The sequence below is a fragment of the Kitasatospora sp. NEAU-CNBT7 genome (assembly GCF_057220535.1).
In genome coordinates, this window is sequence record NZ_JBXQQB010000020.1 from 74,637 (window position 1) to 89,110 (window position 14,474).

Annotated in this window: 14 protein-coding genes; 8 read left to right on the plus strand and 6 right to left on the minus strand. The window is 75.4% G+C overall.

The window, feature by feature from the left end; translation table 11 throughout:
• Positions 1–104 precede the first annotated feature (104 nt).
• Entirely contained in the window at positions 105–1,055 is a 951-nt protein-coding gene (locus AC2TEW_RS24485; RefSeq protein ID WP_484625496.1) for a pseudouridine synthase, read from the plus strand.
• A gap of 31 nt (positions 1,056–1,086) precedes the next feature.
• On the opposite strand, the gene AC2TEW_RS24490 is transcribed toward AC2TEW_RS24485, so the two are convergent.
• The gene (locus tag AC2TEW_RS24490; RefSeq protein ID WP_484625497.1) at positions 1,087–2,691 is read right to left on the minus strand and encodes an ATP-dependent DNA ligase; all 1,605 of its coding nucleotides are present in this window, start codon (positions 2,689–2,691) and stop codon (positions 1,087–1,089) included.
• 125 nt (positions 2,692–2,816) lie between these two features.
• Between AC2TEW_RS24490 and AC2TEW_RS24495 the strand changes: the two genes are divergently transcribed.
• Positions 2,817–3,029 (plus strand): DUF6480 family protein, encoded by a 213-nt coding sequence (locus tag AC2TEW_RS24495; RefSeq protein ID WP_484625498.1) that lies wholly within the window; start codon positions 2,817–2,819, stop codon positions 3,027–3,029.
• 102 nt (positions 3,030–3,131) lie between these two features.
• Positions 3,132–4,646, plus strand: a complete 1,515-nt coding sequence (locus tag AC2TEW_RS24500; RefSeq protein WP_484625499.1) for a M1 family metallopeptidase — start codon at positions 3,132–3,134, stop codon at positions 4,644–4,646.
• Positions 4,647–4,671: 25 nt separating this feature from the next.
• Here the strand turns inward: AC2TEW_RS24500 and AC2TEW_RS24505 are convergent, their stop codons facing one another.
• Entirely contained in the window at positions 4,672–5,877 is a 1,206-nt protein-coding gene (locus tag AC2TEW_RS24505) for an NAD(P)/FAD-dependent oxidoreductase (protein ID WP_484625500.1), read from the minus strand.
• A gap of 270 nt (positions 5,878–6,147) precedes the next feature.
• Here AC2TEW_RS24505 and AC2TEW_RS24510 point away from each other — a divergent pair, with 270 nt between their 5' ends.
• From AC2TEW_RS24510 to AC2TEW_RS24520, 3 genes are all read left to right on the plus strand, one after another.
• Entirely contained in the window at positions 6,148–6,519 is a 372-nt protein-coding gene (locus AC2TEW_RS24510; RefSeq protein ID WP_484625501.1) for a hypothetical protein, read from the plus strand.
• A gap of 101 nt (positions 6,520–6,620) precedes the next feature.
• Positions 6,621–8,063: an NADP-dependent phosphogluconate dehydrogenase gene (gene gnd, locus AC2TEW_RS24515; protein ID WP_484625502.1), complete on the plus strand. Its 1,443-nt coding sequence runs from the start codon at positions 6,621–6,623 to the stop codon at positions 8,061–8,063.
• A gap of 141 nt (positions 8,064–8,204) precedes the next feature.
• Positions 8,205–10,214 carry a transglycosylase domain-containing protein gene (locus AC2TEW_RS24520; RefSeq protein ID WP_484625503.1) on the plus strand — a complete coding sequence of 670 codons (2,010 nt, stop codon included), beginning with the start codon at positions 8,205–8,207 and terminating at the stop codon, positions 10,212–10,214.
• Positions 10,215–10,241: 27 nt separating this feature from the next.
• Here the strand turns inward: AC2TEW_RS24520 and AC2TEW_RS24525 are convergent, their stop codons facing one another.
• Complete coding sequence (locus AC2TEW_RS24525) at positions 10,242–11,489, minus strand: polysaccharide deacetylase family protein (protein WP_484625504.1); 1,248 nt, start codon at positions 11,487–11,489, stop codon at positions 10,242–10,244.
• A 216-nt stretch (positions 11,490–11,705) separates the two neighbouring features.
• Here AC2TEW_RS24525 and AC2TEW_RS24530 point away from each other — a divergent pair, with 216 nt between their 5' ends.
• Both AC2TEW_RS24530 and AC2TEW_RS24535 read left to right on the plus strand, forming a co-directional pair.
• Entirely contained in the window at positions 11,706–12,620 is a 915-nt protein-coding gene (locus AC2TEW_RS24530; protein ID WP_484625505.1) for an AurF N-oxygenase family protein, read from the plus strand.
• A gap of 139 nt (positions 12,621–12,759) precedes the next feature.
• Positions 12,760–12,981: a hypothetical protein gene (locus AC2TEW_RS24535; protein WP_033824123.1), complete on the plus strand. Its 222-nt coding sequence runs from the start codon at positions 12,760–12,762 to the stop codon at positions 12,979–12,981.
• Between the two features lie 30 nt (positions 12,982–13,011).
• Here the strand turns inward: AC2TEW_RS24535 and AC2TEW_RS24540 are convergent, their stop codons facing one another.
• Genes AC2TEW_RS24540 through AC2TEW_RS24550 form a run of 3 tightly spaced genes read right to left on the minus strand, consistent with a single transcriptional unit; the run spans position 13,012 to position 14,429 of the window.
• A complete protein-coding gene (locus AC2TEW_RS24540) occupies positions 13,012–13,434 on the minus strand; it encodes a hypothetical protein (protein WP_484625506.1) in 423 nt (140 codons plus the stop codon).
• Positions 13,435–13,453: 19 nt separating this feature from the next.
• Positions 13,454–13,828 (minus strand): RNA-binding S4 domain-containing protein, encoded by a 375-nt coding sequence (locus AC2TEW_RS24545; protein WP_484625507.1) that lies wholly within the window; start codon positions 13,826–13,828, stop codon positions 13,454–13,456.
• Positions 13,829–13,838: 10 nt separating this feature from the next.
• A complete protein-coding gene (locus AC2TEW_RS24550) occupies positions 13,839–14,429 on the minus strand; it encodes a GNAT family N-acetyltransferase (RefSeq protein ID WP_484625508.1) in 591 nt (196 codons plus the stop codon).
• Positions 14,430–14,474: the final 45 nt, after the last annotated feature.

Sequence of the window (14,474 nt, forward strand, 5' to 3'; positions counted from 1 at the left end):
CCGGGCCCGGCCGCCCGGCCGGCGGGCCGCACGGATTGGGTCCCGGCCCGCCGGGATGGTTGGCTGGGGGCCGGTACAGCGAGCAGACGGAGGTCGTCCGGCCGATGAGGCGCAAGTCCGGGGTGCCCGCGAGCCCCCTCCCGCAACGCCGGGGAGTCGACCCGGTCCGGCTGCGACTGCCCGCCGACGGCACCTGGCCGACCGCCCTCGCGTACCTGCTGGAGCGCTACGGCCCCGCCGTCGGCACCGAACGGCTGGCGCAGATGATGGCCGGCGGCGAGTTCGTCGCGCTCGACGGCCCGGTCACCGCGCACCGCCCCTACCGGCCCGGCGAGTACCTGTGGTTCCACCGCGAGCTGCCCGCCGAGACCCCCGTCCCGTTCACCGTCGAGGTGCTGCACCGCGACGAGCGGCTGGTGGTCGCCGACAAGCCGCACTTCCTGGCCACCACCCCGCGCGGGCGGCACGTCACCGAGACCGCCCTCGCCCGGCTGCGCCGCGACCTCGGCCTGCCCCGGCTCAGCCCGGCACACCGCCTCGACCGGCTCACCGCCGGCCTGGTGATGTTCGTCGCCGACCCCCGGCACCGCGGCGCCTACCAGGGACTGTTCGAACAGCGGCAGGTCCGCAAGGAGTACGAGGCGGTGGCCCGCTTCGACCCCGCCCTCCCCCTGCCGCACACCGCCCGCAGCCGGATCGTCAAGGAACGCGGTGAACTGGCCTCCCGCGAGGTCCCCGGCGAGGCCAACGCCGAGAGCCGGATCGAGCTGATCGACCACCGGGCCGGCCTGGCCCGCTACCGGCTGCTGCCGCACACCGGCCGCACCCACCAGCTGCGCCTGCACATGGCCGCCGCGGGCCTGCCCATCCTCGGTGACCCGCTCTACCCCGAGGTGCTCGCCGAGCCCGCCCCGGACGACTTCCGCCGCCCGCTCCAGCTGCTCGCCAGGCGGCTGGAGTTCACCGACCCGGTGACCGGCGAGGCCCGGTGCTTCGAGAGCCGCCGCGAACTGGCGGCCTGGACCGACCCGCGGTCCTGGGCGGCCGGCGCCTGAACGCCCGGGGGAGCCGCCCCGGGCGGGCCCTTCAGACGGTCAGCCCGGTCGCCAGGGCGCGGACCGCGGCCACCGTGTCCGCCTCCTCGGCGAGCTTGTCGTCCCGGTAGCGGACCACCCGGGCGAACCGCAGCGCCAGGCCCGCCGGGTAGCGCGGGCTGCGCTGGATCCCGTCGAAGGCGATCTCCACCACCAGCTCCGGCCGGACCAGCACGGCGTGCCCGTCCCGGCCGCGCTCGCGGGCCAGCAGCTCGCGGGTCTGCCAGACCAGCAGCTCGTCCGTCAACCCCTTGAAGGTCTTGCCGAGCATCACCCACGGCGGCAGGCCCGGCTCACCGGCCGCCCGGGCCCCCAGGTGCAGGTTGCTCAGGAAGCCGTGACGGCGGCCCGACCCCCACTCGGCGGCCAGCACCACCAGGTCCAGCGTGTGGTGCGGTTTCACCTTGATCCAGCCGGCGCCGCGCCGCCCCGCCGCGTACGGCGCCTGCGCGTCCTTGACCAGCACCCCTTCGTGGCCGCGGCCCAGCGTCTCGCGCAGGAAGGCCTCGGCCCGCGCCGGGTCCGCGGTCCGCACCGCGGGCACCCGCAGCTCCGCCGGGACGACCCGGGCCAGTTCGGCCCAGCGGCGCTCGGCGGGCAGGTCCAGCAGGTCGGCGCCGTCCAGGTGCAGCAGGTCGAAGAAGTACGGGGTCAGCGGTGTCTCGGCGCGCAGCCGGGCCGGGTCCTGCCGGGAGGCCGTGCGGGCGCCGGTGACCTGGAACGGCCGCGGCCGGCCGTCCGGGCCGAGCGCGATGGCCTCGCCGTCCAGGACCGCCGCGCGGACCGGCAGCGCCAGCGCCGCCTCGACCAGTTCGGGCACCCGGGCGGTGATGTCGTCCAGGCCGCGGGTGAAGACCGCCACCTCGGGCCCGTCCCGGTGCACCTGGACCCGGACACCGTCCAGCTTCCACTCCAGGGCGGCCGGACCCTCGATCCGTGCGAGGGCCGCCGAGGTGTCCGGTGCGGCCGCCGCCAGCATCGGCCGCACCGCCCGGCCCACCTCCAGGGTGAAGGCGCGCAGCGCCGGGGTGCCGCCGCCGAGCGCCGCCTCGGCCACCGCCCGGGCCGAGCCGCGCAGCATCAGCGCCCGGCGGACCGCCGCCGCGGGCACCCCGGCGGCCTTGGCCACGGCGTCACCCAGCAGCGCGTCCAGCGCGCCCTGGCGCAGGTCGCCGACCAGGACCCCGGCGAGGAGTTCCTGCTCGGCGCCGGTCGCGCGGCCGAACAGCCCGTCCAGCCGCCGGCGCCGCCCGGCCTGCGCGCCGGGCCCGTGCACGGCGGCGATGGCGGCCAGCGCCGCCTCCGTCTCCAGCACCCCGAGCGAGGGCGCGGCGGCCGGCGGGGGCAGGTCGCGCAGGGCCGCCGGGCCCACCCCGATCCGCCCGCGGCGGGATTCGCCGGACAGCAGGGCGACGGCCGCCGCGCCCTCGGCCGGTCCGAGCGCACCCAGCAGCCCGGCCAACAGGCCGATCTTGGCGTTGCGGGCCGGCTCGGCGGCGACGGCGCGGGACGTCTCGGCGACCAGGTGCAGCACGGCGGCCTCCTCGGGCTGGTCCGGCGGATCCCCCGGCCGTCCGCGGACGGCCGGGCATCCCATGCTGGCCGGTCGCCGACGCCCGCGCCCGCCGACGCCCGCGGGTGGCCCCGGCCACGGGTGCGCGGGAAGCTGGTCGGGAGGCCGCGGCCGAACGCCGGGCCGCCGAGCGAGGGCCGGAGGACACCATGACCACTGCCGTACACCCCGCCCGGCCCGTCCCGCGCGGGCCCCGGCCGGCCGAGACGCCGGAAGGCGAGTCGAGCACCAGCCACGAGATCTCCACCCCCGAGGCGCCCGAGCTGCACAACGCCTGGCCGGGCTGGGTCCCGCTGGCGCTGATCTCGCTGGTGGTGCTGGCCTGCGTGCTGTTCATGGTCGGCCGGATCTTCTCGATCTGAGCCGGTCCCCGGGCCGCCGACCGCGGGCGGTCCCGCGCTGCCGGTACCCGGCCCGGGGGCCGTCACCCCTGCCGATTACCATGTGTGACGTTCCGACTGCACATGGAAGTGGTGGTTGCGCTGAAATCCTTACGCCTGCTCCCGGCCGTCGCCCTCGCCGCGGCGCTGGTCTGCTCCGCCGCCGGCCCCGCCGCGCCGCTCGACGCCGGGCGGGGAGCGGCCGACCCGGTGTACCCGGCGCTCGGCAACGCCGGGTACGACGTGCAGTGGTACGACCTCGCCTTCACCTACCGGGCCGACACCCGGCGGGTGGACGCCACCGCCACCGTCACCGCGCTGGCCCTGCAGCGGCTGCCCCGCTTCGAACTGGACGCCGCCGGGCTCGACGTGCACGCCGTCCGGGTCCAGGGGGCGCCGGCCGCGTTCCGCGCGTACGGCGAGAAGCTGGAGGTGGTGCCGGCCCGCCCGGTGGCGCCCGGCACCCCGATGGCGGTGACCGTCGACTACACCGCCGACCCGCACGCCGCCGGGACGCACACCGGCTGGGTGCCCACCGAGGACGGGTTCGCCGTCGCCGGCCAGCCGGACGCCGCGCACACCGTCTTCCCCTGCAACGACCGTCCGAGCGACAAGGCCGGGTTCACGGTCAGCGTCACCGCCCCCGACGCGCTGTACGGCGTCGCCAACGGCTCGCTCGCCGCGACCGTGTCCCGGGGCGGCCTGACCCGCCGCACCTACGTCTCGCGCGACCCGATGGCCACCGAACTGCTGCAGGTCTCGGTCGGCGACTACACGGTGGTGCGGCGCACCGGGCCGGGCGGCCTGCCGCTGCGCGACGTGGTGCCCACCGGCCGCGCCGCCGCCACCGAGCCGGCGCTGGCACTGACGGCCGGCCAGCTCGACTGGCTGGAGCAGCGGCTCGGCCCGTTCCCGCTGGAGACCTACGGACTGATGCCGGCCGACACCGACGACCCGGCGGCCTTCGACTTCACCGGCCTGGAGACGCAGACCCTCACGGTCTACAAGCCCGCCTTCCTGCTCCAGCCCGAGCAGAAGATCGGCGCGCACATGATGCACGAGCTGGTGCACTCCTGGTTCGGCAACAGCGTCACCCCCAGCACCTGGGCCGACCTGTGGCTCAACGAGGGTCACGCCGACTTCTACGGGCTGCTCTACCGCTACGAGCGCGGCTGGCCCGACAGCGCGGGCCTGACCACCCTGGAGGCCCGGATGAAGGACACCTACAGCCACGGCGACCAGTGGCGCCACGACTCCGGACCGGTCGCCGCGCCCACCACCGCCAACCTCTACGACACCCAGCGCTACCTCGGCGGCGCCCTGGTCCTCTACGCCCTGCGGCAGGAGGTCGGCGAGCAGGTCTTCGACCGGATCGAACGGGAGTACCTGCGCCGCTACCGGGGCGCCGACGCGGGCACCCGCGACTTCGTCGCGACCGCCTCCGCGGTGGCCGGCCGCGACCTCGGCCCGTTCCTGGACGCCTGGCTCTACGGCGACCGCACCCCGCCGATGCCCGGCCACCCGGACTGGACCACCGGCCCGGCCACCGGGCAGCAGCGCGCCTTCGCCGCCGTCCCCCGCGGCAGCGGCACGCTCTGAGGACGGCATCCGGCGGGTCGCCCGCTCACCGGCCGAGATCGGCCAGCACCTCGCGGGCCGCCCGCGCGCCGGAGGCGAGCGCGCCCTGCACCGACCCGGTCGCCCGGTGGTCCCCGCAGACGTAGCGGCCCGGCCCGAACCGGGTGGCCCGGCTGAGCAGCAGCGGCACCGGCATCGCCGGCAGCGCGGCCGGGATCCGGTACGTCGCCAGGTGCTCCCAGCCGCCCGGGTCGCAGCCGTACAGCTCGCCCAGCCGGGCCCGGACGGCCGGCTCGTCCACCTCGGTGCCCAGCACCGAGGTGGACACCAGCGCCCGGCCGTCACCGGACAGGCCGGGTGCCACCTGGGACAGCACCACCGTGTTCAGCACCGGCCCGTCCCGGTCCACCACCAGGGTCGGCTCGGCCAGCGGCGGGCGGGCCGCCGCGTGGTACAGCGTGCTGACCGCCCGCATCGGCGGCACCGCGAGCCCCGGCAGCAGCTGCGCCGCGGTCGCCGGGTCGGTCGCCACCACCACCGCGGGGGCGGCGACCTCGCCGCCGTCGGCGAGCAGCACCCCGTCCTCGGTGAGCCCCGCCACCGGGCACTCCGGCCGGACCGGCAGACCGGCCGCCAGCTGCTCGGGCACCGCGCCGATCCCGGCCTGCGGCAGGCACAGGCTGCCGCGCAGCATGCTGCGCCAGACCAGCTGGAAGAAGCGCCCGGAGGTCTCCAGGCGGTCCTCCAGGAACACCCCCGACAGGAACGGCCGCAGCAGCGTCTCCACCCCGTGCGCGGAGATCCCGGCGGATCGCAGCGCCGCGTAGGTCGGCGCCTCGCCCGCCCGGCGCAGCAGCGCGGCGGGCAGCGCCGCGTCCCGGGCCCCGAGCAGCCCGAGCGCCGCCAGGTCGCGGGCCGAGGCCAGCTGCCGCAGGCCGGCGGCCTCGCGCGGGCGCCTGGTCGGGTCGGCGAACAGCCTGCGCCCGTCCGGTCCGGCCACCAGGAAGCCCGGGGTGAACGGGTGCAGCCGCAGCGCACGCAGCGTCAGCCGGCGCCGGACCTGCGGGTAGGAGGTGTTGAACACCTGGAAGCCGCGGTCCAGCCGGAACCCGTGGACCAGGTCGGTGCGCATCCGCCCGCCGACCCGGTCCGAACCCTCCAGCACCAGGACCCGCAGGCCGCCCGCGACCAGGTCCTGCGCACAGGCCAGGCCCGCCAGGCCGGCCCCCACCACCACGGCGTCGACGGTCACGGCCGTGCACCTCCTCCGCTCGCCCGGCGGGCCGGCCCGCCGCGGTGGGGCGCGGCATCCGCGGGCCACCGCCAAAGCACGCCCACCGCCCCCGTCCTTACCCCCCCCCCCCTCCCCCGTCGGCCCGCCCCGCCGCGGTGGCCCGCGCCGCCCGCGGTCCACCGCCCAGTCATACCCGCTGCCCGCGGCGGGCGCGGGGAGCCGCGCCCGCCGGATCCGACGGCGTAGCGTGGGCAGCCGTCCCGTCCGGCCCGTCCCGAGGATCCGCCGATGAACTCCCGCCTGCTCCGCCTCACCGGCGCCGCCACCGCGGTGTACGGCCTCGCCGTCGCCGCCCGCCCCGGCCTGCTGGCCCGGCCGTCGGGGCTGGCCGGGCCGGACGGCCGCACCCCCGAGGCGGTCGCCGTCTGCCTGCGCCCGCTGGCCTGGCGGGACGCGGCCTGCGGCCTGGCGATGGCGCTGGCGCCCGACGCGCGGAGCCTGCGCACCGCCACCGTGCTGCGGCTGGCCGCCGACCTCGGCGACGCTGCGCTGCTCGGCCGGACCCTGCCCGGGCGCGGGTACCGGACCATGGCGGTCGCGGTGTCGGTGGGCTGGGGAGCGCTGTCGGCGGCGGGGCTGCTGCTGCCGGAGCGCCGCTGAGAGCGCCGCCCCGGGCAGGCGTGTCCGGGTGCGGGCGGCCGCGGGGCTTGGCAGGGTTGGGACGTGATGTCCTGCCGGCGAACCCCCTTGGAGCCCCCGTCATGAGCGCGCAACCGCAGGCCCAGATCGGCGTCACCGGACTGGCCGTCATGGGCAGCAACCTGGCCCGGAACTTCGCCCGCCACGGCTACCGGGTCGCGGTCCACAACCGGACCGGGGCGAAGACCACGGCGCTGGTGGAGGAGTTCGGGCACGAGGGGGACTTCCGGCCGTCCGGGAGCGTCGAGGAGTTCGTGGCCTCGCTGGAGCGGCCCCGGCGCATCGTGATCATGGTCAAGGCGGGGGCCCCGACCGACGCCGTCATCGACGAGCTGGTCCCGCTGCTGGAGCGGGGCGACGTGGTGGTGGACGGCGGCAACGCGCACTTCCTCGACACCCGCCGCCGGGAGAAGGCGCTGCGCGAACGCGGGCTGCACTTCGTCGGCACCGGCATCTCCGGCGGCGAGCAGGGCGCGCTGGAGGGCCCGAGCATCATGCCCGGCGGCACCGAGGAGTCGTACCGGGTGCTCGGCCCGCTGCTGGAGGACATCGCGGCGGAGGTCGACGGCGAGCCCTGCTGCACCCACGTCGGCCCGGACGGGGCCGGCCACTTCGTCAAGATGGTGCACAACGGCATCGAGTACGCCGACATGCAGCTCATCGCCGAGGCGTACGACCTGCTGCGGCACGGCGCCGGCCTGCAGCCCGCGGCCATCGCCGAGGTGTTCCGGACCTGGAACGGCGGACGCCTGGAGTCCTACCTGATCGAGATCACCGCGGAGATCCTGGCGCACACCGACGCGGCCACCGGCAAGCCGTTCGTCGACGTGGTGGTGGACCAGGCCGAGCAGAAGGGCACCGGCCGCTGGACCGTGCAGACCGCGCTGGAGCTCGGGGTGCCGGTCAACGGGATCGCGGAGGCGGTGTTCGCCCGCTCGCTGTCCGGCAGTGCGGCGCTGCGGGCGGCCACCCGCGGCCTGCCCGGGCCGGCCGAGACCTGGCTCGACAGCGCCGCCGCGGACCGGTTCGCCGAGGACGTCGAGCAGGCGCTGTACGCCTCCAAGATCGTCGCCTATGCGCAGGGCTTCCACCAGATCCAGGCCGGCAGCGCCGAGTACGGCTGGCGGATCGACCCCGGCGCGATGGCGGTCATCTGGCGCGGCGGCTGCATCATCCGGGCCCGCTTCCTGGACCGGATCAGGGCCGCGTACCACGGGGACCGCGAGCTGCCCACGCTCCTGATCGACGACCACTTCCGGCAGGCCCTCGGCGATGCCCAGTCCGCCTGGCGCCGGGTGGTGTCCACGGCCGCGCAGCTGGGCGTCCCGGTACCGGGTTTCGCCACCGCCCTCGCCTACTACGACAGCCTGCGCGCCGAGCGGCTGCCGGCCTGCCTGGTCCAGGGCCAGCGCGACTTCTTCGGCGCGCACACCTACCGCCGGGTCGACCGGGACGGCACCTTCCACACCCTCTGGGGCGGAGACCGCAGCGAGGAGCAGCACTGACGGACGCGGCCCCGCCGCGGGCGGGAGCGGTGAACGACCTGCGAACGATCTGTGCGGATGCCGGAAGATCCGCGACCTCGGGGCGGGTCCGTGACGTCACCTCCATGACGGGTAGTCAGCCCACGAATGGAGTACCCCGCCATGCCGTTCCGCCCGCGAGCCCTGGCCGCGTCCGCCCGGTCGGGCCTGCACCGCCTGCTCGGCCGGATGTCCTGGGACTACCCGCGCGCGGGCAGACGCGGCGTCCGGCGCTGGCTGCCGTCCTGGCGGCAGTGGCTGGTGCTGACCGCGGCCGGGGCGCTGGGGCTGGTGGCCCTGATCGGTGTCGCGTACGCCCGCACCGACATACCCGAGGACCTGAACGCCTTCGCCACCCAGCAGAACAACGTCTACTACTGGGCGGACGGCACCGAGATGGCCCGCACCGGCCTGACCAACCGCCAGGACGTCCCGCTGGACGAGGTGCCCGGGCCGGTGAAGGGCGCGGTGCTGGCCGCCGAGAACGCCACCTTCTACTCCGACCACGGCGTCTCGCCCACCGGTATCGCGCGGGCGCTGTACCGGACCGTCTCCGGTGGTGACACCCAGGGCGGCTCGACCATCACCCAGCAGTACGTCAAGAACGCCTACCTGAACCAGGACCGCACCCTGTCACGGAAGTTCACCGAGATCCTGCTGGCCGTCAAACTCGACCGGCACCTCGGCAAGGACGAGATCCTGGCGGGCTACCTCAACACCAGCTGGTTCGGCCGCGGCAGCTACGGCATCCAGCGCGCCGCGCACGCCTACTACGGCAAGGACGTCTCCCAGCTCGACCCCAGCGAGGGCGCGGTACTCGCCGCCCTGCTCAAGGGCGCCGGCCTGTTCGACCCGGCGCTCGGCCCCGCCGCGCACCAGCGGGCCGTCGACCGCTGGTCCTGGATCCTGGACCGGATGGTGGAGACCGGCGCGCTGACCGCCGCGCAGCGGGCCGGCTACACCGTCTTCCCCGAGCCGAAGGCCCCCGAGCCGCAGGTCGGGATGGCCGGGCAGGTGGGCTACCTGGTCGAGGTGGCCCGCTCCTACGTGGAGTCGCACACCGACATCACTCCCGCCCGCTTCGACCTGGGCGGCCACCAGATCTACACCACCTTCGAGAAGCCCCGGACGACGGCCCTGGCCGCGGCGGTCGGCCGGGCGAGCGCCGGGCTGAGCCCCGACACCAGGGCCGAGGACCGGTACGTCAGGGTGGGCGCCACCTCGGTCGCCGCGGACGGGCGGATCCTCGCCCTGTACGGCGGACCGGACTACCTCAAGCAGGGCTTCAACAACGCCAACACCTCCAACGTGCCGGCCGGTTCGGCGTTCGGCCCGCTGGTCTACGCCGCCGCCCTCGGCCAGGGCGTGCAGCGCGAGCGCGGGGCACCCCGGACCCCGGTGCTGCCCGGCACCGTCTACGACGGCGACGACGGCCTCAAGGTGATGACACCGGAGGGCCCCTACTGGGGGCGCGACGGGAAGATCGTCAAGGGCCGCAACGCGGACGGCCGGTCCTGGGGGAAGATCAGCCTGCGCACCGCGGTCGCCCAGGCGGTCAACACCCCGATCATGCAGCTCGGCATGGACGTCGGCCTGGACAAGGTCCGGCAGACGGCGCTCGACCTCGGCCTGCTGCCCGCCAGCACCGGCCCGATGGTTCCGGCCTTCTCGCTCGGCAACTCGACGCCCAGCACGATCCGGATGGCCGGCGCCTACAGCACCTTCGCCTCCGGCGGCCGGCACACCGACCCGTACTCGGTGCTGAAGGTCACCCGGGGCGGCGAGGACCTCCCGCTGCAGCTGCCGCCGACCGTCACCGCGGTCACCCCGCAGGTCGCCGCGGAGGTCACCGACGCGCTGACGGACGCGGTCAAGGGCGGCAGCGCCGCCGGGGCGAAGGCCGTCGCGCCGGGCGCGGCGGGCACCTCGGGCACCTCCCAGGACAACACGGCCGGCTGGTTCGTCGGCACCGCCGGCACCACCTCGACGGCGGTCGTGGTCTTCCGGATGGACCTGAAGACGCTGGTCCTGCAGCCGCTGGACGGCCTCGGCGGCGGCGCGCCGGCGATGTCCGCCACCGGCCTGCCGCTCGCGGTGTGGACCGGCTACCAGCAGGCGGCGCCGACGGGCTGACCGCCCGCCGGCGCCGCCCGGCCCGGGCTACCGGACGAAGGTGGACCAGTCCGGGGCCTGCGCGGGATCCAGCTGCCGCAGCCGGGCCAGCACCTGCGGATCCTGGGCGTCCATCCAGTCCGCCACCTCACGGAAGGAGACACAACGGACACCGTCCCGCCGGCAGACGTCCTTCATGACGTCCTCGATGGCCTTCATGTAGATGCCGCCGTTCCAGGTCTCGAAGTGGTTCCCGATGAACAGCGGCGCCCGGCTGCCGTTGTAGGCCCGCTCGAAGCCGTTGAGGTAGCCGTCCCTGGTCTGCTTCTCCCAGGCGTCGTACTTGGCGGGGTTGCCCTTGGTGTTGTCGCCGGACTGGTTGACCTGGAAGTTGAAGTCCATCGACAGCACCTGCTTGTCGGTCTGCGGGTACGGCACCAGCTGGAGCGGGAAGTTCCACACGCCGTTCAGCTTGCCCGGCCAGACCTGGAAGTCGCCCGGCGAGCTGGCGTCGTAGCGCCAGCCGAGCGCCCGCTCGGCCGGCAGCAGGGTCTTCTGCCCCTCCAGGCACGGCGCCCGGCCGCCGACCAGCTCCTTGCGGTAGTCGAACGGCAGCGGGGCGATGTCCTTGAAGCCGGTGTTGGTCCGCCAGTTCTCCACGAAGGAGTACGCCTGGTCGATCTCGCTGCGCCACTCGTCGGTCGACCAGTCGCCGCCGCCCTTGGCGCCGCAGAAGTGGCCGTTGAAGTGGGTGCCGATCTCGTCCCCGGACAGCCAGGCCAGGCGCAGCTCCTCCAGGGTCTCCCGGACGTGGGCGGCGGTCGGGAAGTCGATCGAGGCGGTGCCCGCGGCGTGCTGCGGCGGCCGGTAGAGCTTCCGCTTCGCGGCGGGGAGCAGGTAGATGCCGCTGAGGAAGAAGGTCATCCGGGCGTTGTTCTGCTCGGCGAGCTTGCGGAACCGGGAGAACAGATGGTCGTCGTTCTCCAGCGCCCCGTCCCAGGAGAACACCACGAACTGCGGCGGCTTCTCACCGGGTTTCAGCCGCTCGGCGGGCTGCGGCCCGGGCTGCGGCCCGGTGTAGGAGGTGGAGCCGTCGCCCAGCACGGTCACCTTGCCGTCCCAGGCGGGCTCGGCCGGGCGCGGCACCGGGAGCGGGAGCGGCGCCGGGGCGGCGGCGCTCGCCCCGGCGGCCTCCGGCGGGGCGTTCCCGGTCGATCCCGCCTCGGGGGCGGCCGCCCCCGCCAGGACCAGACTTCCCGCGAGCAGGGCAGCCGTGCGCTTTCCAGTCCTCACCATCAGCCTCGCTCCGTATCGATATCTGACGTGTCATCACCCCTTCCTACGCGGTGGGAAATGGATTGGTTTCGCATGATCTGAGATGTTTTCGGCCCCGGTCCGCGACCCGGGTTGCGGCCCGGTCCGCGGCGGGGCTGCGCCAGCACTATTGACGCCGGTTCTAATAGTGCCTAGCTTCTGGACCGGGGACCGACCCACCGAACCGAGGAGCCGCTGATGTCAGCACCCGCACGAGGGGCCGAAGCCGGACCGGACGCACCCGGGCGCGAACGCACCGCCCAGCGGCTGCTGGCCTCCTCCGCCAAGCTCTCCTTCGACCCGCTCAAGGACGTCGACTGGCAGTCCCCGCCCGTCCCCGGCCGCTACTACGCCCCGCCCCACCACCTCTCGCTCTACGGCACCGACCTGTGGGACGGGCTGAGCGAGGACCAGCGGATCGAGCTCAGCAAGCACGAGGTCGCCAGCATCGCGGCCGTCGGCATCTGGTTCGAGGAGATCCTGATGCAGATGCTGCTGCGCCACGCCTTCGACCGGGACCCCACCACCGCGCACGTCCAGTACGCGCTCACCGAGATCGCCGACGAGTGCCGGCACTCCGTGATGTTCGCGCGGATGATCTCCTGGATGGGCGTGCCCGCGTACCGCCCCGACGCGCTGGCGCACAACCTCGGCCGGATCTTCAAGGCCACCTCCACGCACAGCCAGACCTTCGGCGGCACGATGTACGTCGAGGAGATCCTGGACGCCTTCCAGCGCGAGGTGATGAACGACGAGAGCCTGCAGCCGCTCACCCGCCAGGTCTCCCGGATCCACGTCATCGAGGAGTCCCGGCACATCAGCTACGCCCGCGAGGAACTGCTGCGCGAGCGGCTCGGCCCGGTGCGCCGCCGCTGGGAGCAGCTGTTCGTCGGCCTGATCGTCTACTTCGCGACCGTCAGCCTGGTCAACCCCCGGCTGTACGCGGCCGTCGGCATCGACCCCGCGGCCGGGCGCCGGGCGGCCGCGGCCAACCCCCACTGGCGGGCCACCAAGGTCCGGCTGGCGGCCAAGGTGATCGGCGTGCTGGACCGGGCCGGACTGGTCGGCCGGACCAACCGGTGGCTGCTGCGGGCCGCCGGCGTACTGGCCTGAGGAGGCCGGCCGGCCGGCGGTGCGCGGCGGCGCGGCGGGCCGGCGGGCCGTACGGCGGATGGCGGTGCCCGGCTGGCGGGCGCCGCGGCGCGGACGGAGCCTGGCGGCACGTGTGCCCGCGACCCACCGGAGGAACCCCATGACCGTCACCGCCGACCTCGACAAGGTGCTCGACAAGGCCTACGAGAACCTCAGCCTGCCCGAGGTGCTGGACGCGCCCGTCGCCGCGCTCGCCGGAGTGACCGACGCGCACGGCGAGGCGCTGGCCGCCCTGCGGATCAAGACCGTCGGCGACCTCGGCCGCAACAAGTACGTCCGCTGGGCCGTCGCCATGGCGGACCTCCAGGACCGCACCAACTGACCGGACCGGCCTGCGGCCCCGGCACCCGGCTCACCCCGGCTGCCGGGGCCCCTCCACGACCCCGGCACCGACCCCGGCCTCCCGCAGCCGCAGGGCCAGCACCTCGACCTCCGCCCGGACACCGGCGTACCCGCCGGCCCGGATCAGCCCGAGCGTCGCCTTCGCGGCGGCCGGGTCGCCGCCGAGCCCGGCCCGCAGCACCTTCATGACCGTGACCGCGCCGGCCGACGGATCGTCCAGCCGCAGGCGGACCGGCCCGTGCCGGGCCAGCAGCCTGTCCTTGAGGTCGGCCGGCACCGGCCCGGAGCCGCAGGCGATCGGGCCCGGACCGCACACCGCGCAGCTCACGTCGTACGACCACTCGACCTGTCCGCCGCCCGGGGACGCCCCGGCGGTGCACAGCGCGTCCCCGCCGCAGCCCTCGCAGTCGACCCGGTACTCGACCTCGTACATCAGTCCCCCCGGCCGGCGGTCACTGACCGCGCAGCCGTTCCAGGTCCCGGCGCTCGCGCTTGGTGGGGCGGCCGGCGCCGCGGTCGCGGACGGCGGCCACCGGGATCTCGGCGCGCGGCGGGGGCGGCGGGCTGTTGTCCACGTAGCACTCGGCGGCCGGCGCCGGACCGACCCGTTTGCGGATCAGCCGGGAGACCACCACCACCCGCTCGCGCCCGTCGTGGAAGACCCGCACCTCGTCGCCCGGGCGCAGTGACTGCGCGGGCTTGACCCGGTCCCCGTTCACCTTCACGTGCCCGGCCCGGCAGGCCGCGGCCGCCAGCGCCCTGGTCTTGGTCAGCCGGACCGACCAGATCCAGCTGTCGACCCGCACCGATCCCTCGTCCGACTCCATACCCACGACCCTAGTCCGTGTCCGTCCGGCCGCCCGTACCGGAATCCTCGCCGTCGTCGCGGGCCGGGCGCTCGAAGACGAGCTCCAGGCCGTCCCGCTCGTCCCACTGCTCGCCGACCTCGGCGAAGCCGGAACGCCGGACCACGGCCAGCGAGCCGGGGTTGTCCGGGGAGACGGTCGCCCGTACGGTCGCGACCTCGGGCTCGGCGGCGGCCAGGCGCAGCAGTTCGGCCAGGATCGCGGTGGCGTACCCCCGGCGGCGGGCGGCCGGCAGCACCGAGTAACCCACCTCGACCAGGCCGGCCGCGTCCGGTGCGCCGTGGAATCCGGCGTACCCGACCACCGCGCCGTCCGCCCGGTCGACCGCGACCCGCACCAGCCACGGCGCGTCCTGCGGCCGTTCGGCGAGCTGGGCGAGCCGGTAGCCCCACAGCCAGCGGGCCTGCTCGGTGAGGAAGTACGGATCGAGCGCGGTGCCGACCAGCGCGCCGGCGCCCGCGAGGTCCCCGGCCAGCAGGGCGGTCATCGCGGGTGCGGGCAGCGGCAGGAACCGGATCCGCTGCGAGGGGGTGCGCGCGGGGTCGGTGGTGAGGGTGTCCATGGGCGGATCGTCGGGCCACCGTCACCGCCGTGTCCAGCGGGTTTC